This is a genomic window from Actinophytocola sediminis, assembly GCF_054779715.1.
On the sequence record NZ_BAAGXS010000017.1, the window covers coordinates 282,451 to 303,876 of the forward strand.

General features: G+C 71.7%; 17 protein-coding genes and 1 pseudogene. 10 read left to right on the forward strand and 8 right to left on the reverse strand.

Annotation, left to right across the window (positions count from 1 at the left end; all coding sequences use genetic code 11):
- Window positions 1–5: 5 nt before the first annotated feature.
- Both ligD and ACYVIP_RS10240 read right to left on the reverse strand, forming a co-directional pair.
- The gene (ligD, locus tag ACYVIP_RS10235) at window positions 6–2,414 is read right to left on the reverse strand and encodes a DNA ligase D (RefSeq protein WP_460394506.1); all 2,409 of its coding nucleotides are present in this window, start codon (window positions 2,412–2,414) and stop codon (window positions 6–8) included.
- 18 nt (window positions 2,415–2,432) lie between these two features.
- On the reverse strand, window positions 2,433–3,236 hold the full coding sequence (locus tag ACYVIP_RS10240; protein ID WP_460394508.1) for a CPBP family intramembrane glutamic endopeptidase: 804 nt from the start codon (window positions 3,234–3,236) through the stop codon (window positions 2,433–2,435).
- A 35-nt stretch (window positions 3,237–3,271) separates the two neighbouring features.
- Between ACYVIP_RS10240 and ACYVIP_RS10245 the strand changes: the two genes are divergently transcribed.
- The gene (locus ACYVIP_RS10245; protein ID WP_460394510.1) at window positions 3,272–3,730 is read left to right on the forward strand and encodes a PPOX class F420-dependent oxidoreductase; all 459 of its coding nucleotides are present in this window, start codon (window positions 3,272–3,274) and stop codon (window positions 3,728–3,730) included.
- Window positions 3,731–3,749: 19 nt separating this feature from the next.
- Here the strand turns inward: ACYVIP_RS10245 and ACYVIP_RS10250 are convergent, their stop codons facing one another.
- From ACYVIP_RS10250 to ACYVIP_RS10260, 3 genes are all read right to left on the reverse strand, one after another.
- Window positions 3,750–4,535 (reverse strand): DUF2470 domain-containing protein, encoded by a 786-nt coding sequence (locus ACYVIP_RS10250; RefSeq protein ID WP_460394512.1) that lies wholly within the window; start codon window positions 4,533–4,535, stop codon window positions 3,750–3,752.
- Window positions 4,536–4,590: 55 nt separating this feature from the next.
- Window positions 4,591–6,870, reverse strand: a complete 2,280-nt coding sequence (locus ACYVIP_RS10255; protein WP_460394514.1) for a PQQ-dependent sugar dehydrogenase — start codon at window positions 6,868–6,870, stop codon at window positions 4,591–4,593.
- A 137-nt stretch (window positions 6,871–7,007) separates the two neighbouring features.
- Complete coding sequence (locus ACYVIP_RS10260) at window positions 7,008–8,186, reverse strand: homogentisate 1,2-dioxygenase (protein ID WP_460394515.1); 1,179 nt, start codon at window positions 8,184–8,186, stop codon at window positions 7,008–7,010.
- Window positions 8,187–8,256: 70 nt separating this feature from the next.
- Between ACYVIP_RS10260 and ACYVIP_RS10265 the strand changes: the two genes are divergently transcribed.
- The 4 genes from ACYVIP_RS10265 (at window position 8,257) to ACYVIP_RS10280 (ending at window position 13,073) form a co-directional block, all read left to right on the forward strand.
- Window positions 8,257–9,132, forward strand: a complete 876-nt coding sequence (locus tag ACYVIP_RS10265; protein WP_460394570.1) for a hypothetical protein — start codon at window positions 8,257–8,259, stop codon at window positions 9,130–9,132.
- 109 nt (window positions 9,133–9,241) lie between these two features.
- Window positions 9,242–10,453 carry a fumarylacetoacetase gene (gene fahA, locus ACYVIP_RS10270; RefSeq protein WP_460394517.1) on the forward strand — a complete coding sequence of 404 codons (1,212 nt, stop codon included), beginning with the start codon at window positions 9,242–9,244 and terminating at the stop codon, window positions 10,451–10,453.
- Between the two features lie 5 nt (window positions 10,454–10,458).
- The gene (locus ACYVIP_RS10275) at window positions 10,459–11,142 is read left to right on the forward strand and encodes a helix-turn-helix domain-containing protein (RefSeq protein WP_460394519.1); all 684 of its coding nucleotides are present in this window, start codon (window positions 10,459–10,461) and stop codon (window positions 11,140–11,142) included.
- A gap of 83 nt (window positions 11,143–11,225) precedes the next feature.
- A complete protein-coding gene (locus tag ACYVIP_RS10280; protein WP_460394521.1) occupies window positions 11,226–13,073 on the forward strand; it encodes a phosphorylase family protein in 1,848 nt (615 codons plus the stop codon).
- Here ACYVIP_RS10280 and ACYVIP_RS10285 read toward each other — a convergent pair.
- The gene (locus ACYVIP_RS10285; protein WP_460394523.1) at window positions 13,054–13,983 is read right to left on the reverse strand and encodes an NAD-dependent epimerase/dehydratase family protein; all 930 of its coding nucleotides are present in this window, start codon (window positions 13,981–13,983) and stop codon (window positions 13,054–13,056) included. The two genes, ACYVIP_RS10280 and ACYVIP_RS10285, sit on opposite strands and share 20 nt — an antisense overlap.
- 75 nt (window positions 13,984–14,058) lie before the next feature.
- Here ACYVIP_RS10285 and ACYVIP_RS10290 point away from each other — a divergent pair, with 75 nt between their 5' ends.
- A complete protein-coding gene (locus ACYVIP_RS10290; protein WP_460394525.1) occupies window positions 14,059–14,967 on the forward strand; it encodes an AraC family transcriptional regulator in 909 nt (302 codons plus the stop codon).
- An 86-nt stretch (window positions 14,968–15,053) separates the two neighbouring features.
- On the opposite strand, the gene ACYVIP_RS10295 is transcribed toward ACYVIP_RS10290, so the two are convergent.
- A complete protein-coding gene (locus ACYVIP_RS10295; protein WP_460394527.1) occupies window positions 15,054–15,689 on the reverse strand; it encodes a superoxide dismutase in 636 nt (211 codons plus the stop codon).
- Window positions 15,690–15,730: 41 nt separating this feature from the next.
- On the reverse strand, window positions 15,731–16,612 hold the full coding sequence (locus ACYVIP_RS10300; RefSeq protein ID WP_460394529.1) for an oxygenase MpaB family protein: 882 nt from the start codon (window positions 16,610–16,612) through the stop codon (window positions 15,731–15,733).
- 99 nt (window positions 16,613–16,711) lie between these two features.
- On the opposite strand from ACYVIP_RS10300, the gene ACYVIP_RS10305 reads away from it, so the two are divergent.
- From ACYVIP_RS10305 to ACYVIP_RS10320, 4 genes and pseudogenes are all read left to right on the forward strand, one after another.
- A complete protein-coding gene (locus tag ACYVIP_RS10305) occupies window positions 16,712–18,184 on the forward strand; it encodes a cytochrome ubiquinol oxidase subunit I (protein WP_460394531.1) in 1,473 nt (490 codons plus the stop codon).
- Between the two features lie 12 nt (window positions 18,185–18,196).
- On the forward strand, window positions 18,197–19,204 hold the full coding sequence (gene cydB, locus ACYVIP_RS10310) for a cytochrome d ubiquinol oxidase subunit II (RefSeq protein WP_460394533.1): 1,008 nt from the start codon (window positions 18,197–18,199) through the stop codon (window positions 19,202–19,204).
- Window positions 19,201–20,760 carry a thiol reductant ABC exporter subunit CydD gene (gene cydD, locus ACYVIP_RS10315; RefSeq protein ID WP_460394534.1) on the forward strand — a complete coding sequence of 520 codons (1,560 nt, stop codon included), beginning with the start codon at window positions 19,201–19,203 and terminating at the stop codon, window positions 20,758–20,760. The genes cydB and cydD overlap by 4 nt, the downstream gene beginning before the upstream one ends.
- Window positions 20,693–21,426 (forward strand): annotated as a pseudogene (locus ACYVIP_RS10320) (glutathione/cysteine ABC transporter permease/ATP-binding protein); the annotation flags it as partial. The gene cydD and the pseudogene ACYVIP_RS10320, both read left to right, overlap by 68 nt.

Here is a 21,426-nt window from a genome sequence, read left to right on the forward strand (position 1 = left end):
GATAATCAGGAAATCTCGGGTAGTGTTGGTCGGTCGTCGATGTGTAGGCCGGCGAGCAGGTCGCCGTGCTGGTCGATTCGGTCGAGTACGGCCTCGGCGGTGAACACCAGGTCGCTCGGTCGGCGGCAGCGTTCCACCTCGGCCCAGGTGATCGGGGTGGAGACCGTCGGGGTCGTCCGGCCGCGCAGGGAGTACGGCGCGATTGTCGTCTTGTAGCGGTTGTTCTGGCTCCAGTCGATGAACACCTTGCGTGGGCGCAGGTCCTTCGCCATCCTGGCGACGATCAGGTCCGGGTCCGCGCGGGCCAGGTGTTCGGCCACCGCCTTGGCGTACTCCGAGGTCCGCTCGACGGCCGTGGTCGTGATCGGCGCGTACAGCTGCATTCCCTTGGCGCCGCTGGTTTTCGCCACCGCGGTCAGGCCGTGTTCCGCGAGCACCTCGCGTAGTTGGACGGCCACCCGGCAGCATTCGACGATGGTCGCCGGCGGGCCGGGGTCCAGGTCGAAGATCAGCAGGTCCGGGGTCTGTCTCGTGCCGTCCTCTTTGACTGTCCATTGTGGAATATGTAGTTCGAGTGCCGCCATGTTGGCCGACCACACCAGGGACGGCAGATCGTTGAGCAGCACGAAGTCCAGGGTCTCGTTGCCGCGGGTGCTGCCGGGGGTCTCCAGGCGCACCGTCCGGATCCACTCCGGCGCGCCGCGGGCGGCGTTCTTCTCGTAGAACGGCTGCGCGGTCACCCCGTCGGGCCACCGGCGCAGCGTCACCGGGCGGTCGCGCAGGTGCGGCAGCAGCACCGGCGCCACCCGGCTGTAGTAGTCGATCACCTGCGCCTTGCTGAAGCTCGACTCCGGGTACAGCACCTTGTCCAAATTGGACAAGCGAAGCCGCTTGCCGTCGACCTCGACGAGCACGTTCTGTTGCTGGGGCTCGGCCATCGGGCGGGGCACCTCCTCGGTCGGCTCGGCGCCGGGCACGGCCTCGGGCTCGAGGTCGGCCGGGTCCTTGTCCGACCGCAGCCCTCGCCACGACGGCGCGCGCAACCGCCCGTCCGGCGTCCAGTTGCGGAACACGACCTCGCCGACCACCTCCGGCGACACCCAGGTCGCGCCCTTCGCCCGCTCCCTGGGAACCTCGTCGACGAACGGCGATGTCCGCCGCACCAACGGGGTCAGCCGCTCGTGCAACAGGCTCAGCGCCTCGTCGGTGAAGCCGGTGCCGACCTGGCCCACGTACCGCACGCCGTCGTCGGTCGGCACGCCGACCATCAGCGAGCCGATCATGCCGGTGCGCCTGCCCTCGCCCGGGCGCCAGCCGCCGATGAGCACCTCGAGGGTGAGCACTTCGGTGATCTTCACCCAGTCGGCCGATCGCCTGCCCGGGTAGTAGCGCGACGACCGGCGTTTGGCGATCACGCCCTCCAACTCCTGCTCCCGCGCGGTCGCCACCACCGCGGGCCCGTCGCCGACGAAGCTGGGGGAGGTGTTCCACGCCGGCCCGCGCAGTTCGAGGGCCTCCAACAACGCACGCCTGCGGGCGTGCGGCAGGTCGAGGCAGGAGCGGCCGTCGAGGTGGAGCACGTCGAAGACCAGGTAGGTCACCGGCACCGAAGCGGCCAGGGTGCGCGCCTGCCGATCGTTGTGCACGTGCATGCGTTGCTGCAGCGCGGCGAAGCTCGGCCGGCCGTCCACCAGCGCCACGATCTCCCCGTCGAGCCACACCTGGGTCGCGCCGAGCTCCTCGCCGAGCAGCCGCAGCTCCGGGTAGGTGACGGTGATGTCGTTGCCCTTCCTGGAGTACAGCTCCAGCCGGCCGCCCTCGACCCTGGCCAGCGCGCGCACCCCGTCCCACTTGAACTCGTAGGCCCACTCGTCGGCCTCCCCGGTCGGCAGCGTCCCGGGTGAGGCCAGCATCGGCTCGACGGTTTCCGGCAGGCGGACGAACGCGGGGTCGGCCGGCGGCTCGGACCGGCGGACCATCCAGTTCCGGCCGTCGCGGCCGCTGCGGAAGAACGTGTACCGCCCCCTGGCCCGCTCGCCGGCGAAGACCACCGCGACCTCGCGCTCGGACCACTTGATCGTCTCGTAGTGACCGCGGTCCCAGATCTCCATCCGGCCGGCGCCGTACTCGCCCTTCGGAATCACTCCGGAGAACGTCGCGTACTCGATCGGGTGGTCTTCGGTGTGTACGGCGAGTCGGAGGTCGCCGGGCACGTCCGGCAGGCCCTTTGGCACCGCCCAGGACACCAGCACGCCGTCGCGTTCGAGCCGGACGTCCCAGTGCAGGCTGCTGGCGTGGTGCTCCTGGATGACGAACGTGTCGTTGTCGCCGACGGGCAGGGCGCCGTCGCCCGGCACCGGCTCCGGGGTGCGGGCCGGGTCACGCTTCTTGCGGTACTCCGCCAGATCGCCCATCGGACTCCATTCTGCCTGCTAGGGCAGCCACGACACGGTGCCGCGCAGTAACGCATAGCCGACGAAGGCCACCACGTCCAGCAGCGTGTGTGCGATGACCAGCGGCCAGAGCCGGTTCGTGCGCTGCCAGACCCGGCCGAACACCAGGCCCATCACCACGTTCCCGACGAACCCGCCGAAGCCCTGGTAGAGGTGGTAGGAGCCGCGCAGCACGGCCGAGAACACCAGCGACCCGTTCTCCCCGAGCCCGAGCTGGCGCAGCCGGGTGATCAGGTAGCCGACGACCAGCACCTCCTCGGCCCACGCGTTGGCCGCCGCCGCGATCGTCAGCACGATCGGCCGCCACCAGGTGTCGTCCAGCGTCGACGGCAGCACGGTCAGGTTCGCGCCGATGGCCCTGGCCAGGAAGTACAGCCCGAGCCCGGGAATCCCGATCAGCGCGGCCAACCCGACCCCGCCGAGCGTGTCCGCGCCCGGCCGGTCCCGGTCGAGCCCGACCGCGCGCAACCGGATCCCGGCCCGCCACAGCAGGTAGAGCCCGAGCGCGCCCCAGGCGAACAGCTGCGTCGCGCTGAGCAGCTGGCGCAGCAGGTCGATCAGCTCGGCCTGGGCCTGGCGCACGTTGATGGCGACCTGCTGGTCGCCGAGCGACTCCGGCCGCAGCAACGCGTCCAGCAACGACAGCAGGCTGCGCAACCCGGACATGCCGAGCGTGATGGTGAAGACGATCACCAGCTCGACGACGATCGCCCGCCGTTCGCCGGGATCGGTCACCGGCGCGGTCGGCCGAGGCGGCGTCAGCCAGGCTCGCAAGGAGATCACGGGCGGCACGCTACCGGCAGTCGTACAGTGGCCGGATGCCACGAATCGCGACGTCCGACCGGGTCGACCGGGCGGCCCTCAACGACTTCATCCGCCCCCGCCACCACGCCGTGCTGACCACCGGCCGCGCAGGCGGCGGCAAGCAGCTGTCGCCGGTGACCTGCGGACTGGACGCGCAGGGCCGCGTGGTCATCTCGACCTACCCGCAACGGGCCAAGGTGATCAACGCCCGCCGCGACCCCGACGTGTCGGTGCTGGTGCTCTCCGACGACTTCAACGGCGCGTGGGTGCAGGTGGACGGCACCGCCGAGGTCCTCGACCTGCCGGCGGCGCTGGAGCCGCTGGTCGAGTACTTCCGGGTGATCTCCGGCGAGCACCCGGACTGGGACGAGTACCGCGAGGCCATGCGCCGGCAGGGCAAGTGCCTGATCCGGGTGACCATCACCCGCTGGGGCCCGATCGCCACCGGCGGCTTCCCACCAGAGCTGGCCTGATCACGCGGTCAGGACGCGGTCAGGACGCTGCCTGGCCACCGGACTGGCTGGCCAGGAACGGGCAGCCGACCAGCCGCCGCAGCTCAACCGACAGCTCGGTCGCCGTGCCGATCGGCCGCTCGAACGCCAGCCGCACGTCGTGGTCGCCCTCGATCGCCTCCACCCGCAGTCGCAGCCCGAACCGGTCGAGGCCGAGCGGGCGCAGGTGACCGCCGCGCAGCTGCTCTGGCAGGTGGCGGCGCATGGTGTGCAGCACCTCGGTGTGGGACAGCTCGAGATGGCGCAGCCAGCCGGCCTCCTCGTGGCAGAACGGGTCCGGCGCGGCGGCGGCGAACTCCGCCGGGGTCACCGGATGGGTGCCGTCCGCGTCGGCGACCACCATCGACAGCGGCTCCATGGTCAACATCACCGCGCCGTGCCCGAGGTCGAGCAGCCGGGGGTCCGGCCGCTCGCCGGCTAGCTCAACGGCCTGCGTGCGGGCCGCGGCGTCGGTCAGCAGCCGGAGCTGCCCGGTGATCCACAGCAGCCCGCGCACCGGCTCGCGCAGCGACACCGGCGCCAGGTCGACCAGCTCGATCATCGTGGTCACCGGTGCGTCCGCGGCCAGCGCGTGGCCGGCCGGCAGCAGCACGGTCACCGAGGCGTCCGTGTGCACGTGGTGCAGCACCGGCGTGACCCGATCCAGCTGCCCCGCCGGCGCGACCGGCGGCACGCTCGGCAGCGGTGGCAGCAGGGTTGCCGGGCCGCGCGCGGCGATGGTCCTGGCGCGCTCACCCGGTCCCGGGATCGGTGGTCGGTCGGTCACGTGAGTAAGGCTAGCCTAACTCGGGTCGAAGGTGATAGTCGCTGATCTGCGGTGATCAACAGCTGAACAGGCAGAGCTGGTAGTTCGCCCGGTAGGTCGTCGCGGTCGCCGGGGCGACGAAGTTGTGGCTCTGCGCGCCGCCGTTGGACCAACTGGTGAACCGGAACCGCAGGCCGAGGGTCAGATTCTGCGGGCTGGGCGCGCTGACCGAGTTGTTCGAGCCGACGATCACCGTGCGGGTGTACGGCGCGGCCTGGGTGACCGTGCCGACGGTCAGCTGTGCGCCCGACGGGTTCGAGGTGAACGTCAGGTTCACTGTCTTCGGGTCGAGGCGCACGGTCGTCGAGCCGGTGTTGCCGTCCGAGTCGGTGGCGGTGAGGGTCAGGTCGAGGAACGAGGGGTACTCGTGGTCGGGCGCGACGAAGCTGCCGGCGTCGACCTCGGGGAAGGCCTGCACGTTGTGCGCGTGACAGCTGGTCTCGCTGGTGCAGTGCTGCAGGGTCAGCTGCCAGTGCAGCGCCGAGGCCGGCAACGGGCCGTCCTGTGCGTCGGAGGCACCGCCGCTGAACGGCACGGTCTGGCCGACCGCCCAGCGCAGCGCGGTCGTCGGGTCGTCGATCGTGGCTACCGGGTTCTGGCTGGGCATGCCGGCGGTGATCCGCACGGTGTTGGTGTCGACTAACCCGCCCTGGTCGGTCACCCGCAGGCCGACGTCCACCGCCTGCGGCGTCTGATAGGTCCACTGTGGACGGTCGGCGGTCGAGTCGTCGTACTGGCCGTCGCCGTCGAGGTCCCAGGCGTAGCTCAGCTGGTCACCGGGGTTCGGGTCGGCCGAGCCGAGGCCGCTGAACTCGACGGTCAGCGGCACCGTGCCGCTGGTCGGGTTGGCGGTGGCCACCGCGGTCGGCGCCAGGTTCGCCCCGCCCGGGTAGCTCACCCGGCGCAGCTGGCCGGCGCCGAGGGCGACGTAGAACAGGTCGCCGCCGGGACCGGTGAGCACCTGCACCGGCACGTTCACGCCGGTCACGAACGGCACGATGGTGCTCGGGTTCGGCAGGCCGTTCGACCCGGCGCGCATGGCCCAGATGCAGCCGCGCGAGCTGTCGGCGAAGAACAGCGCACCGTCGTAGGCGGCCGGGTAGCTGCTGGTCGTCTCGAACGCGACGCCGCTGATCGACGAGCCGCCGGTGGGGCAGCCGTCGTTGGGCGCGACGTTCGCGCTGTGGTTGTAGGCGTGGTACGGCGTTGACTGGCCGGCGCCGGCGTAGAGCGACTCGCACACGTCGAGGTTGGCGTTGTCGTAGCCGGCGAGGCGCGCGCTGCCCTCGTAGCATGGCCAGCCGAAGTTCTCCGCCACGTTGTCCGTGGCGTTGGGAATCCGGTTGATCTCCTCCCAGGTGACCCAGCCGACGTCCCCGGCCCAGATCTCGTTCGTGCCGGGGCGGAAGGCGAACCGGAACTGGTTGCGCAGGCCGTAGGCGATGACCCGGCGGGCGTTGGCGTCCGGGCTGGCCGCGAACGGGTTGCCCGCCATGGCCGCGCCGGTGTCCGGGTCGATCCGGCTGATCGTGCCGTCCAGCGTGACCGGCTCCTCGACCGCTCGGCGCGGGGACTGCGAGCGCAGCGCGCCGCCCTTGGCCGTCGGCGGGCTCAGGTTCACCCCCTGCTGGCTCGGCGGGTCGGCGCACGCGTTGCCGCGCTGGCCCCAGTCGGCGGAGTTGAAGTTGGCGCCGTCACCGCCGCCGACATAGAGCGCGCCGTCTGGCCCGAAGGCCACGGTGCCGATCGAGTGCGACGGGAACTGCTGGCACCAGTCGGTCAGCAGGATCTTCTCGGCGCCGGTCGCCACGCCGTTCTGGCCGACGGTCAGCCGGGACAGCTGCCCGGTGACCACGCAGCCGTCCTCGGTCGGGCCGGGCGGGGTCGGGCAGGCGTCGCCCCACTCGGGCGTGGTGCCGCCGGGCACGGCGTCCAGGGTGTAGAGCAGGTACACGTACGGCCGGGCCGGGTAGGCCGGGTCGATCGCCAGGCCGAGCAGGCCGCGGTCCCAGAAGTCCTGCACCCGGGGCCGCAGGTCGGCGGCGACCGTCGCGGAGGTGTCCGCGATCGAGTCATAGGTCTTGAGCAGGCCGCTCTTCTCGGTGACGAACACCCGGCCGTCCGGCGCGAACGCGGCGTTGGTCGGGTTGGTCAGGCCACTGAGCGCCACCGAGTCGGTGAACCCCGATGGCACCGCGGCGGCCGCGACGCCCGGCGAGGAGACCGTCGTGGTGAGTACCCCGGCGGTCAGGCAGACGGCGAGCAGCCCGGCCACCCGGCCGGATTTCGGGCGCACGTGCCCACGACTCCAGTGCAACGGAATTCCCCAATCCTGAAGCTGCCGATCTTCTCGGGCAGCATGTCAGGACAATCGGTACGCGGCAGCGTGCCGTTTCACGGGGATAACTGGTCGTGACAATCGCGGCGGTGAATTCACCCTTCCGGGCCACGTCCGGACCACGACCATGCGTACGCCGAGTCCTCACAGTCGATCGCGCCCTCGCCGAGTTCCAGCGGGCGGAAGGTGTCGACCATGACCGCGGTCTCGTCGAACCGCTCCGCGCCCAGCGACGCCTCGGCCGCGCCCGGCTGCGGACCGTGGGTGAAGCCGGAGGGGTGCAACGACAGCGAGCCGAGCCCGATGCCGGAGCCCTTGCGTGCCTCGTAGTCGCCGCCGACGTAGAACATCAGCTCGTCGGAGTCCACGTTCGCGTGGTTGTAGGGCACCGGGACCGCCAGCGGGTGGTAGTCGACCTTGCGCGGGCAGAACGAGCACACCACGAAGTTGGGGCCCTCGAAGGTCTGGTGCACCGGCGGTGGCTGGTGCACCCGGCCGGTGATCGGCTCGAAGTCGCGGATGTTGAACGCCCACGGGTAGAGGCAGCCGTCCCAGCCGACAACGTCGAACGGGTGATTGGCGTAGGTCATCCTGGTCAGCCCGGCGCGGTGGCGGACGAGCACCGGCACGTCGGTGCCCTCGGCGTGCAGCGGCTCGGTCGGGCCGCGCTGGTCGCGTTCGCAGTACGGGGCGTGCTCCAGGAACTGGCCCTTGGCCGACAGGTAGCGCTTTGGCGGGCCGATGTGGCCGCGGGCCTCCAGGACGAACAGCCGGGTCTCGACGTGCGGCAGGACCCGGTGGGTGGTCGAGGTGGGCAGCACCAGGTAGTCACCATCGGTGAGTTCCATGGCGCCGTACACCGTTTCGACCGTCGCCGAACCGGATTGGACGTAGAGCAGCTCGTCACCGATCGCGTTGCGGTACAGCGGGCTGGGCGTGGCCGCGACGACGAAGCAGATGGTCACGTCGCTGTTGCCGAGCAGCGTCCGCCTGCCGGTCACCGCGTCGGTGGCCGGCTGGCTGTCCTGCTTGAGGTCCTGGCTGCGGAAGTGCCGGGGTTTCAGCGGGTGGTTGGGGGTGAGCTGACCCCGGCGATCGGTCACGGCCTCGGCGTTCACGATGGCTGTCGGCAGGTGCCGGTGGTAGAGCAGGGCGGAGTCGGCGGAGAAGCCCTCGACGCCCATCAGCTCCTCGGCGTACAGCCCGCCGTCCGGTGAACGGAACTGTGTATGCCTCTTTCGGGGGATTTCTCCCACGCGGCGGTAGTACGGCATTACCCCCTCCGAAGTGTTCGCATGTCGAACGTCTTTGTTCAGTTGGCGATACGCTACTAGCGTGTCAGCCGTGTCAAGCGCCGCACCCGTGCCCCCGCAAGGTCAACGCGATGTTCCTCCCCTACTCGCGCGACTCGTCGACGACGCCGCACTGTTCCCGCCCGGCAACGCCCCGATGCCGGACGCGATCCGGCTGCACCTCGACGGCAGAACCAACGATCGCTCCGATCTGGTCGGGTTGTTTCTGTGTCCCGCGTCCCGGCTGCCGGAGTTGATCACTGACCTGATCAAGGCGAAGCCGCCGCGTCCGGTGGAGTTGTCGCTGGTCATCGATACCGGGTTGGGTGGTGTGCCGAAGGCGTTGTCGATCGTCGAGTCCCGGGCGGAGCTGCTCGCGCTGCGGATGGTCGAGATGCCGGCGCCCTCCGACGTGGACGAGGTGTGGCTGGAGCGGGTCTCGGAGTTCGTGCCCGAGGACGTGATCCGGGTGATCGAGCCCCGGCGCGGCGGGGCCGGCTGGCTGGACGGCATCCGGCGGGTGATCGGGCACGGCAGCTGGCCCAAGATCCGCTGCGGTGGGGTGTCCGAGCAGAACTTCCCGAGCGTGACCGAGGTGGTCGACTTCCTCGGGGTGATCAACGAGGGCAACGCGTCGTTCAAGGCGACCGCGGGCCTGCACAACGCCGTTCGGCACACCGACGAGGAAACCGGGTTCACCCACCACGGGTTCCTCAACCTGCTGATCGCCACCGCGCGGCTGATCGCCGGCGGGGTCGGGCCGGAGGTGCACGAGGCGCTGGAGGCCACCGACGGCAAGGCGCTGGCGACCGAGGCGGGGAACCTGACCGAGGACGAGCAGTTGGCCGTGCGCAGCATGTTCGCCTCCTACGGGTCCTGCTCGCTGACCGACCCGGTGACCGATCTCGAGGAGCTGGGCTTGCTGTGAGCGGGAGCGGAGCCGCGTGCGCCGTCTGGACTGAGGAGCAGCGCAGGCGCGTCAGCGCCGAGCAGCGGACGAGGGAAGACGGCGTGTTAGCGGCGGAGCGGAGCGAACGATGGGCACTGCTGTGAGCGGCTCCTGGGTTCACGATCCGGCATTTGCCGGCGACCAGCCATTCGGGCCGCAGACCCTGCCCTACGGGGTGGTCGACGACGGGACCGGGCCGAGGGTCGCGGTGCGGTTGGGCGATCACGCCCTTCCGCTGCCCACCGTCGCCGACGAGCTCGGTGACCTCGCCGCGCTGGTCACCGGCACCTCGCTGGACCCGCTGCTGGCCGCGACCCGCGCCGAGTGGAGCGAGCTGCGTGCCCGGCTGACCGACCTGGTCACCGGCACCGGCAAGCCGGCGGGCGCCCAGCTGCTGCCGCTGGCCGGCCTGCGCACCCGCCTGCCGTTCACCGTCGGCGACTACGTCGACTTCTACTGTTCGCGCCACCACGCGGAGAACGTCGGCCGGATCATGCGGCCAGACGGCGAACCCCTGCTGCCCAACTGGACCCACCTGCCGGTCGGCTACCACGGCCGGTCCAGCACGATCGTGGTCTCCGGCACCGACGTGGTCCGCCCGCACGGCCAGCGGCGGGGCAACCCGCTGCCGCACTTCGGCCCGACCGGCCGGCTCGACGTCGAGGCCGAGGTCGGCTTCGTCTGCGGCGGCCCGGTCGCCCGGCGGGTGCCGACCGCGAACGTGGCCGAGCACATCTTCGGCGTCGTGCTGGTCAACGACTGGTCCGCGCGCGACATCCAGGGCTGGGAGTCCCAGCCGCTCGGCCCGTTCCTCGGCAAGTCGTTCGCCACGTCGGTCTCGGCCTGGGTCACCCCGCTGGACGCGTTGGCCGTCGCCAGGGTCCCGGTGCCCGACCCCGGCCATCCCCGGCTGCCCTACCTGGTCGAGGACCCGCCGTGGGGGCTGGACCTGCGGTTGGCGATCTCCTGGAACGACACGGTGGTCTCCCGCCCGCAGTTCGCCGACATGGCCTACTCGTGCGCCCAGCAGCTCGCGCACATGACGGTCAACGGCGCGATCGTCCGGCCGGGCGACCTGTTCGCCTCCGGCACGGTCTCCGGCGCGGAGAAGACCCAGCGCGGCTGCTTCCTCGAGCTGTCCTGGGGCGGCCGGGAACAGATCGCCCTGGCCGACGGCTCGACCAGGACCTTCCTCGAGGACGGCGACACCGTGGTGATCACCGCGCAGGCGCCCGGCGAGGAGGGCACGGTGGTCGGCATCGCCGAGGTCGCCGGCACGGTGCTGCCGGCCGAGGACTGAGCGGGGTGTCCAGGCCGATCCGCCCGATCGCCCCGACGCCGCGTCCGCAGGCCGCGTCGGCCGGGCGGGAGAGCTCGCTGACCCTGGATCGCGGCCTGGCCCTGCTGCAGGCGGTGGCCGACGCCGAGTCGGAGGCGCCGACGATCAGCGAGCTGGCCACCGCCATCGGCGCCAGCCGGGCGGCGGTCTACCGGCTGCTGGTCCCGCTCGCCGAGCGCGGCCTGGTGCGCCGGGACGGCTCCAAGGTCCGGCTGGGTCTCGGGCTGCTGCGGCTGGCCGCGCGGGTGACCCCGCAGCTGCGCCTGGCCGCCATGCCGGCGCTGCGCGAGCTGGCCGAGGCGATCGGCGCCACCGCGCACCTGACCGTGGCCGACGGGGACGAGGCGCAGGCCATCGCGGTGACCGAGCCGTCCTGGACGACCTATCACGTCGCCTACCGGGTCGGCACCCGGCACTCGCTGCGCCGGGGCGCGGCCGGCAAGGCCATCGGCCTGCGCGACGAGGACCCCGGCTGGCTGGCCACCACCGGTGAGCTGCAGCCGGGCGCGTCGGGTATCGCGGCCCCGGTCAGGGGTGTGCCCGGTCTGCGGGCCAGCGTCGGCGTGATCACCTTCCACGAACTCGACGGCGCGGTGGTCGGGCCGCGAGTGATCGCCGCGGCCGCGGCCGTGGCCGACGCGGTGCGCTGAATTTCCCCACCGGTGGTGGGCCATGGACATTCCGGTATCTTTGTGTCGTGCCCCGAGGGTTCCGGCGTGATAACCCTGTCGTGGTGATCTGTACTGCCCTTCCGATGGAATACCGCGCGGTTCGTGAACATCTCGACGGTTCGCTCGTCGAACGGGAGGAACGCGGCACCCTGTACGAGGTCGGCACATTTTTCGGCGAGTTGGACACCTGGAAAGTCGTGCTGGTGGAGACCGGTGCGGGCAACACGTCGGCCGGTGTCGAGCTGGAACGGGCCATTTCCTTGTTCGCGCCGGAAGTGGTCTTCTTCGTCGGTGTCGCCGGTGGTCGAAAAGACGTGGAGCTCGGCGATGTCGTGGTCGCCAACTGGGTTTACGACTACGAGTCCGGAAAAGACACCGAGCACGGTTACATTCCGCGGACGAGATCCTATGCCTCGGCCCACCGGCTCGTGCAGCGGTCGAATGCCATTGTCCGGCAGGGCGCGTGGGCGCGACGTATTCGGGGCGGCGCGGACTCGACGCCGGCCGCGATCGTCAAACCCGTGGTCGCCGGCGCCAAGGTGATCGCGCACAAGGGCTCCCAGGTGGCCGAGCTGCTCGACCGGTATTGCGACGACGCGGTCGCCGTCGAGATGGAGGGGCACGGCTTTCTCTACTGCGCCTATGTCAATTCCGGGGTCGACGCGCTGATCGTGCGCGGCATCTCCGATCTGCTCACCGGCAAGAACGTCGCCGACGACCGCCACTGGCAGCCGAAGGCCGCCGAACACGCGGCGGCGTTCGTCTTCGAACTCCTCAACCAGTTGCGCGGCACCGACATCGGCACGGCGACGGTGCGCCTGCCGCGTCGGCGGGCACCGGCCGCGGACCGGGGCCGGTGGTCGACGGCGGCCGTGCGGGTGGCCGTGATCATCGCCGTCGTCGCGCTGCTCGCCCCGGCCTCGGCGCCGATTCCCGGGGCCAGCGCGGCGCACGGGATCGAATGGGCGGCGAGCACCGTCGAGTTCGCCCACCCGACGGTGCTCGACACCGACCACCACGGTGTCTGGGGCCTCGCGGAAATCGTCTACAGCCCGGACGGCAGGTTCGTGGTGACCTCCGGAAACGAGGCGCACGAGTCGACCACGAGAATTTGGGACGTCGGCCGCAAGGAAGAAGTGGCGGTGCTGCCGGACGCCGGCATTCCGACGGCGTTCAGTCCGGACGGGCGGATTCTGGTGACCGGCACCTACGATTACGAGATCCGGTTCTGGGACATGGCCACTTTCCGTTCGCTTGGCACGCTGGACACCGACGGCCTGACCACCCTGGTCTTCCGTCCGGGTACCGGCATGGTGGTCAGCGGAACGGGCACCGGGTACCTGCAGGAATGGAATTCGGTAACGCCGAGTCTGCGCCGGCTGGTCCGGGCTCCCGGCGCGATCGAGGCCATCGCGGTGAACCGCGGCGGCATGTTGGTCGCGGTGTGTGTCCAGGTGGTCGACGGGGACAGCCACGTGGTCGTGTGGAACGGCACCACCACCAAGGCGATCGACCGGTTCGACCACCTGCACCGCCCGGTCGCGCTGAGCGCGGACGCCACCCTGCTCATCGGCGGCGCCGCGCCGGACAGCGTCGGCATCCCCCGTGAGCTGGAGTTCTGGAACCTGACCCGCCGGCAACGGCTCGACACCCTGTCGCTCGACTCGCCCGCGGCGACCTACGTCTCGCCGGTGATCAGCCAGGACGGCGACCTGGTCGCCGTGCCGGAGAACCAACGGGTGCACCTGCTCCGGGTGACCGACACCGGGGTCGAGCCGGTCGCCCGGCTCACCGGGTTCGCCGACGGCGAGGTCACCAGCCTCGCGTTCAGCCCGGACGGCCGGACCCTGGCCGCGGGCGACGACCAGGGCCGGCTGCGCTTCTGGGACTTCAGCGACCTGCCGGTGTGAGGTTCGCGGCGGTCTCCCGCAGCACGTCGTCCAGCGGCGTGGGCGTCAGCCCGAACGTGCGCGCGGTGTGCGCGGTGCCCAGGACCGCCGGTCGCAGGTACAGGTACTGCGTCTCGAGGGTCTCGGCGGTGATCGGGTCGGCCAGCGCCGCCTGGTGCAGCGCCACCGCGGACATCGGCTCGATCCTCGGCGCCGGCAGGCCGGCCAGCTCGGCCAACCGGTTGGCCACCACACGCAGCGGCGCCTCGGACACCGTCGGCGGATGCCAGGCGTGGCCCCAGGACCGAGGGTCCCGCGCGATCGTGGCCAGCGCGCGGCCGACGTCGCCGACATAGGCCCAGCTGTGCGCCACGTCCAGGTCGCCCGGGAAGACCACCGGCTGGCCGGCCAGCAGCGCGGGCGCCACCATCAGGTTGAACATCGACACCGCGGCCGCGCCGAGGAAGTCGCCGGGGCGGACCTCGGTGAAGCGGAGCTCGCCCGCCAGGTGCGCGGTCATGCCGGCGGTGAACATGTCCGCCCGCGCCCGGCCCTTGATCGTGGTCGGCCGCATGGGCAGGTCCTCGGTCATCGGGCCGTCGACCGGGCCGAGCCCGTAGCTGTTGCTCAGGTTCACATAGCCCGCGCCGGTGCTGGCCGCCGCGGCGAGCAGCGCGTTGGCCAGCGGCGGGGTGTCCTCGGCCACCCGGTCGTAGGCCGGTGCGGCGCAGTTGACGATCGACGCGGCGCCGGTGGCGAGCGAGGTCAGCAGGGAGGCGTCGGTGGCGTCGCCGGCCACCAGGGTGACGCGGGGGTGGGTGGGGCCGGTGCCGCGCCGGGTGAGCACGACGACGTCGTCCCCGGTGGTGGCGAACTCGATGGCGGCGGCCTGGCCGGTCGGACCGGCGCCGACCACAACGTGGAATGTCATGACGACGAGCCTAGGAAGCTTCGACAAGACGCTGAATGGCTTGGAATCTTGGAAAAATGTCCTATCGTCCAGGTCATGGATGTGCTCAGTGATGTGCTCGCGGTCATGCGCACCGGCCGCCCGGTCGCGGCCCGCTCGTCGAGCCGGGCGCCGTGGGGCGTGCGGTTCGACGCCGGGGACGCGGCGGGCGCGCACGTGGTGCTCGAGGGCGGCTGCTGGCTGTTCCCCGGCGGCGCGGACCCGATCCAGCTGGGTGTCGGCGATGTCGTGTTCACCCCGCACGGCGACGGGCACGCGCTCGCCGACCAGCCGGACCGGCCGCTGGTCGACTGGCGCCCGGAGCCGACGGAGGAGTCGCCGGTCGAGGAGATGCGGATCGCCGGTACCGGCGCGGTCACCGAGCTGCTGTGCGCGTCCTACAGCTTCGACCAGGTCCGCCGGCACCCGCTGCTGGACGACCTGCCGGCGGTCATCCACCTGCCGGCCAGGGTCGGCGCGCATCCGTCGCTGCGCAGCGCGGTGGAGCTGCTCGGCGACGAGCTGCGCGCGCCCCGGGCGGGCACGAGCGCGGCGCTGCCGGCGCTGATCGACATGTTGCTGCTCTACGTGCTGCGGGCCTGGCTGGACGAGCAGCCGGCGAGCACCGGCTGGGCCGGCGCCCTGCACGACCAGGCGCTCAGCGCGGCGCTGCGCGCGATCCACCGGCACCCGGAGACCCAGTGGACCGTCGAGTCGCTGGCCAGGACGGCCGGCATGTCCAGGGCGGCGTTCGCCAAGCGGTTCACCACGACCCTGCGGCAACCGCCGCTGGCCTACCTCACCTGGTGGCGGCTGACCACCGCGGCCCGGCTGCTGCGCGAGTCCGACCTGCCACTGCGCACGGTGGCCGCCCGCTGCGGCTACGGCTCGGAGTTCGCCATCGCCAAGGCGTTCAAGCGGGCGTTCGGCGTGGCGCCCGGCCAGTACCGGCGGGCCGGACAGTAGTTCGGGGAGGCGCTCGCGGGCGAGCACCTCCCCGGTGGCAGGCCGTGGCTTGTCGGAGCGGCAACCTGCCAGTCTGGGTGCCGGCGTCAGCTCGCCGGCGCGATGATCCCGGTGTCCCCGGCGCGTACGGCGTCGAACCGGCGGGTCACGTCCGTCCAGTTCACCAGCGACCACAGCCGCTGGACATAGTCCGGGCGGACGTTGCGGTACTGCAGGTAGTACGCGTGCTCCCAGGCGTCGAACACCAGCAGCGGGGTGGTGTTCATGCCGATGTTGCCGTGGTGGTCGTAGACCTGCTCGACGACCAGCCGCCTGGACAGCGGCTCCCAGGCGAGCACGCCCCAGCCGGAGCCCTGTACGGACGCGGTCGCGGTGGACAGCTGCTTGCTGAACCCGTCGAAGGAGCCGAAATGCTCGTCGATCGCGGCCGCCAGCTCGCCGTCGGGGCGGTCACCGCCGTCGGGGGAGAGGTTCTCCCAGAAGATCGTGTGCAGCACGTGGCCGGAGAGGTTGAACGCGAAGGTCTTCTCCAGGCCGACCAGGCCGGAGAAGTCGCCAGCGTCGCGGGTCTCGGCCAGACGTTCCAGCGTGTCGTTCGCGCCCTTCACGTACGCCGCGTGGTGCTTGCTGTGGTGCAGCTCCAGGATCTCCCCGGTGATCGCGGGTTCCAACGCGCCGTAGTCGTAGGGCATATCTGGCAGAACGTACTGAACCGTCGACATGCTGTTGAGCATATCTGGTTGTTGCCAGTAACTGGCAACAGCTAGCGCGGGCGGCGCTCGAGCACCCGTCGCAGGGCACCGCGCGCCCGCTCCACCCGCCGTGCCTCGTAGGCGATGGGGAAGTAGCGCAGCCGCTCCGGCAGCAGCGGCACCACCCGGCCGACCACGCGGCCCAGCCGCCGCAACCGCCGCTCGTCGCGGTCGGTCCAGGTCAGGCCGAGGATGTCGCGGGCGGCCGGCGGCAGGGTGCCGACCGTGACGAAGTACTGCAGCCGACCGGGCAGGTACGCCACCGCTCGCCACAGCGGGACCAGCGCCACCGGCAGGCCGAGTGGCGGCGGCACCCGGCGGCTGGCGCGCAGGAACTCGTAGGCCGTCGGGTGCGCGACCAGGGTGGTGGCCAGCACGTCGGCGAACCGGGCGAGGTAGTCGGCGTAGGTCGGCGGGATCTCCTTGTCCACCACGTGCAGGTTGCGCATCAGCTGCTGGATCTCGGCGTAGTAGGCCTCGGTGTCGGCGGTGCTCAGCGGCCGGCGGGAGAAGTACCTGGCCGCGGTGGTGAACGCGTAGGGCGCGGTCAGCAGGATCCACGCCCACGGCCCGGACGACAGCGCGTTGTGGGTCACCCCGTCGGCGTCGGTCGTGCGCAGCGGGGCGTGCAGCGTGCGCAGCCGGTCGGCCTCGGCCAGCGCCTCCTGGCCGCCGTACACCCAGGTCATCACCGAGGCGATGCTGCGCTGGGCGCGGCCGATGGCGTCGGTGCGGAACACCGAGTGCTCGCCGACGACCGCGCCGACCGACGGGTGCATCACCTGTAACGCGAAGGCCGCGCCGGTGGTCAGGGAGAACGTGATCAGGCCGGTCTCGTCCCACAGCCGGGTGCCCGGCTGGATCGGCCGGCGGGTGCTGGTCGGCGCGCTCACCCGTCCAGTGTCCACCCGGCGTTTCCCGGGACCAAGGTCCCGATCCGGCGGGACCGGCGGACCTGCCAGGAGGTGCGGCCCTCGGCGCAGGGTTGTGGGGTGGACGTACTCGATCTCGCGCGTTGGCAGTTCGGTATCACCACCGTCTACCACTTCCTCATGGTGCCGTTGACGATCGGCCTGTCGCTGCTGGTCGCCGGCATGCAGACGGCCTGGGTGCGCACCGGGAACCCGCGCTACCTGAAGATGACCAGGTTCTGGGGCAAGCTGCTGCTGATCAACTTCGCGATGGGCGTGGTCACCGGGATCGTCCAGGAGTTCCAGTTCGGCATGGCGTGGAGCGAGTACTCCCGCTTCGTCGGCGACGTGTTCGGGGCGCCGCTGGCGATGGAGGGGCTGGTCGCGTTCTTCGTGGAGTCCACGTTCCTCGGGTTGTGGATCTTCGGCTGGGACCGGTTGCCCAAGCGGGTGCACCTGGCGTGTGTGTGGGCGTTCTCGCTGGCCACCGTGGTGTCCGCGTACTTCATCCTGGCGGCGAACTCGTGGATGCAGCACCCGGTCGGGGTGGAGTTGGTCGACGGGCGGCCGCAGCTGAACTCGATCTGGGCGGTGCTGTCGAACTCGACGGTGCTGGTGGCGTTCCCGCATGCCATCGCCGGTGCGTTGGCGGTGGCCGGGGCGTTCCTGGTCGGCATCGCGGCCTGGCACCTGTGGCGGTCCTCTTCGGACGGTGCGGTGTGGCGGACGTCGTTGCGGCTGGGGACGGTGGTCGGCGCGGTGGCCTTCGCCGGGCTCGCGGTGAGCGGGGACCTACAGACCAAGCTGATGTTCGAACAGCAGCCGATGAAGATGGCCTCGGCGGAGGCGTTGTGCCACACGGAGAAGCCGGCCGGGTTCTCGGTGTTCGCGATCGGCGACGTGTCCAGTCCGGACTGTGAGAACGTCAAGTCGATCACCGTGCCGGCGCTGTTGTCGTTCCTGGCCAACGGGGATGTCGACAGCGAGGTGCGCGGGGTCAACGACCTGGTCGAGGAGTACCAGCAGCGCTACGGCGAGTTCTACCCGGTCGACGAGCGGCTGGGTGAGCTGTCGGGCAAGCCGATCGACTACGTGCCGAACCTGCCGGTCACCTACTGGGGTTTCCGGCTGATGATCGGCTTCGGCGCGGCCGGGGCGGCGGTCGGCGTCGTGGTGTGGTGGCTGACCAGGCGCGGCCGGGTGCCCAGGACCAGGTGGTTCCCCCGGCTCGCGCTCGGCGCCATCGCCACGCCGTTCCTCGGCAACAGCTTCGGCTGGATCTTCACCGAGATGGGCCGCCAGCCCTTCGTCGTCGCGCCCAATCCGTCCGGTGTGGACGGTGTGTGGATGTTCACCGCGCAGGCGGTGTCCTCGCTGACCGTCGGCGAGGTGCTGACCTCGTTGATCGCGCTGACGCTGGTCTACGGCGTGCTCGCGATGATCGAGGTGGTGCTGATCAGCCGGTACGTGCGCGGCGGGATCGCCGGCGTGCTGCCGGCCGACCCACCCGAATCGTCCACAAAGGACGGCGACGTGCTGTCCTTCGCCTACTGAGCGGGGAGTGTCATGGATCTCGCGACGCTGTGGTTCGTGCTGATCGCCGTGCTGTGGCTGGGTTACCTGTTCCTCGAGGGCTTCGACTTCGGGGTCGGCATGCTGCTGCGGGTACTGGGCCGCGACGAGCCGACCAGGCGGGTGCTGGTGAACACCATCGGCCCGGTGTGGGACGGCAACGAGGTGTGGCTGATCGTCGCCGCCGGCGCGACGTTCGCGGCGTTCCCCGGCTGGTACGCGAGTTTGTTCAGTGCCGCCTACCTGCCGCTGCTGTTGGTGTTGCTGGCGCTGATCGGGCGCGGGGTGGCGTTCGAGTACCGGGGCAAGGTCGACTCCGCGCGCTGGCGGGCGGGGTGGGACGCGGTGATCGTGGCCGGGTCCTCAGTGGCCGCGCTCGGGGTCGGGTTGTTGTTGTCCTGGAACGTGCTCGGGCTGCCGCTGGACGCCAGCGGTGACCGGGTCGGCTCGGCGTTCGCGGCGCTGCGCTGGGAGACGCTGGTCGGCGCGCTGGCGGTGGCGGGGTTCGCGGTGGTGCACGGCGCGGTGTTCCTCGCGCTCAAGACCGAGGGCGCGGTGCGTGTGCGGGCCAGGGCGCTGGCGCTGCGGATCGCGCCGTTCGCGTTGGCCCCGTTGGCGTTGACGTTGCTGGTGGTACAGGTGCGCGCGGGTTCGGGGTGGACGCTGGCGTCGCTGGCGGTGGTCGCGGTAGCGGCGGTGCTCGGGTGGTCGCGGCTGGCCGCCGGGCGGGAGGGGCAGGCGTTCGCCGCGCTGGGCGTGGTGATCGCGGGCACAGTGGCCACCTGGTTCGGCGCGCTGTACCCGAACGTCCTGCCCTCCACTGTGGACCCGGCGTTCTCACTGTCCATCGCGGACACCGCGTCGAGCCCGTACACGCTGGCGGTGATGACCTGGGTGGCCGCGTTCGGCACGCCGGCGGTGCTGATCTACCAGGGCTGGACGTACTGGGTGTTCCGCAGGCGCATCGGCACCCGGCACATCCCCGAGGTGCACGCGCCATGAGCGCGCTGTGGATCTCCGGCGTGACCAGGCGGGCGCTGGTCTGGTGCGGTGTGCTGGCGGCCGGACACGCGGTGGCGCTGGTCGTGCAGGCGTGGGCGTTGGCCGGCGTGTTGGCCGATGTCGTCGGGGGGACGGGGGCACCCATCGGCGGGCGGCTGGGGGCGCTCGCCGGTGCGGTGCTCGCCCGCGCGCTGCTCGGCTGGGCCACCCAGGTCGTCGCCGCGCGGGCGGCGGCCGGGGCCAAGGAGGAGTTGCGCACCACGCTGACCGACCGCGCGCTGGCCGCCGGTCCGGAGTGGATCACCGAGGCGGGCGCGGCCGAGCTGACCACGGTCGCCACCCGGGGCCTGGACGCGATCGACGACTACTTCACCGGCTACCTGCCGGCGCTGGTCAACGTCGCGGTGCTGCCGCTCGGTGTCGGCGCGGTGCTGCTGGTGACCGACTGGCCGTCGGCCGTGGTGGTCGCGTTGACCCTGCCGCTGGTGCCGGTGTTCGCCGCGCTGGTCGGCCTGCACACCCGCGACCGGGTGGCCGCCGCGGCCGACAGCACGGCCCGGCTGTCCGGCCGGTTCCGCGAGCTGGTGCGGGCGTTGCCGGTGCTGACCGCGTTCGGCCGGGCGCCCGCGCAGGCCACGGTGATCCGCGCGGTCGCCGACGCCCACCGTCGCTCCACAATGGACACCCTGCGGCTGGCGTTCGCCTCCGCGCTGGTGCTGGAGCTGATCGCCACCCTGTCGGTGGCCCTGGTCGCCGTGGTCATCGGCCTGCGTCTGGTCAGCGGCGACCTCGCCCTGGCGGTCGGCCTGTTCGTCCTGCTCCTGGCCCCCGAGTGCTACGCCCCGCTGCGCGCCGCCGGCGCCGCCCACCACGCCGCCGAGGACGGCCTGGAAGCCGCCCGCCGCGTCGCCGACCTCCCCGTCCCCACCCCACCCCCGACCGCCACCCCACCCACCGGCGACCTCGAGGTCACCGCCCTTACCGTCCGCCGCCGCGACACCCGCGCCCCCGACGCCCTCACCTTCACCGCCCGCCCCGGCGAGATCACCCGCCTGAACTCCCCGAGCGGCACCGGCAAGTCCACCGTCTTCGCCGCCCTCCTCGGCTACACCACCCCCACCAGCGGCACCGTGACGATCAACGACACCCCCCTGCACACCATCAACCCGGACGCCTGGCGCCACACCATCGCCTGGGTCCCCCAACACCCCACCCTCACCGCCCCCACCGTCACCACCGAACTCACCCAGTCCCTGTCCGACCGCGAGTCCAACGCTCCGGACACGCGAGTCCAACCGTCCCGACAGGAACTCGTCGAGGTCGCCTCGCAGGTCGCCGCCGAGCACCTACTCGACCGGCCGACTACCGACCTGTCCACCGGCGAGCGCCAGCGCGTGGCCATCGCCCGCGCGCTGCTGCGCCTGCGCCACTCTGCTGCTGCTCGACGAGCCGACCGCGCACCTCGACCCGGCAACCGCGGGCCAGGTGATGGCCGCCATCGACCGCGCGGCCGCCGCCGGCGCCACCGTGATCCTCGCCAGCCACCGCACCACTGAGTCCACTGTGGACAACGTGGCGCCGGAAACCAGGGCCACCAACGACATCCCGGCCGACACCGGTCGCGCCCGGCTGCGCACCCGGCACACACCCCGGCTGCTCGCCGGCGCCGCCATCGGCGCGGCCGCGCTCATCGCCGGCGTCGCGCTCACCGTCACCTCGGCCTGGCTGATCGCCAAGGCCGCCCAACAGCCACCGATCCTCACCCTGTCGGTGGCCGTCGTCGGCGTGCGCGCGTTCGGTCTCGGCCGGGCCGTGCTGCGCTACGTCGAGCGCCTGGTCACCCACGACGCCGCCTTCCGCGCGGCCGGCGAGCACCGGGTCCGCCTGTGGCATCGCCTGGTCCCCGCCCAACGCGCGGACGGGCTCGCACACGACGTGGACACCGTGCGCGACCTGACCCCTCGGGTCCTCACCCCGCCACTGACCGCGGGACTGGTGATCGTGGCGGCCGTGCTCATCCAGCTGGCGATCCTGCCGGCAGCGGCGGGCACGCTCGTCAGCGCGGTCGCGGTGGCCGGCCTGGGTGCACCGGCCGTCGCGCTCGCCCTCGACCGGCGGGCCGGCACCGCCATGGCCGCCGCCCGCCGCACGCTGGCCACCGCCAGCCTCACCCTGCTCACCTCGGCCGCAGAGCTGATCGCCGTCGGCGCCCACCGCCGCCA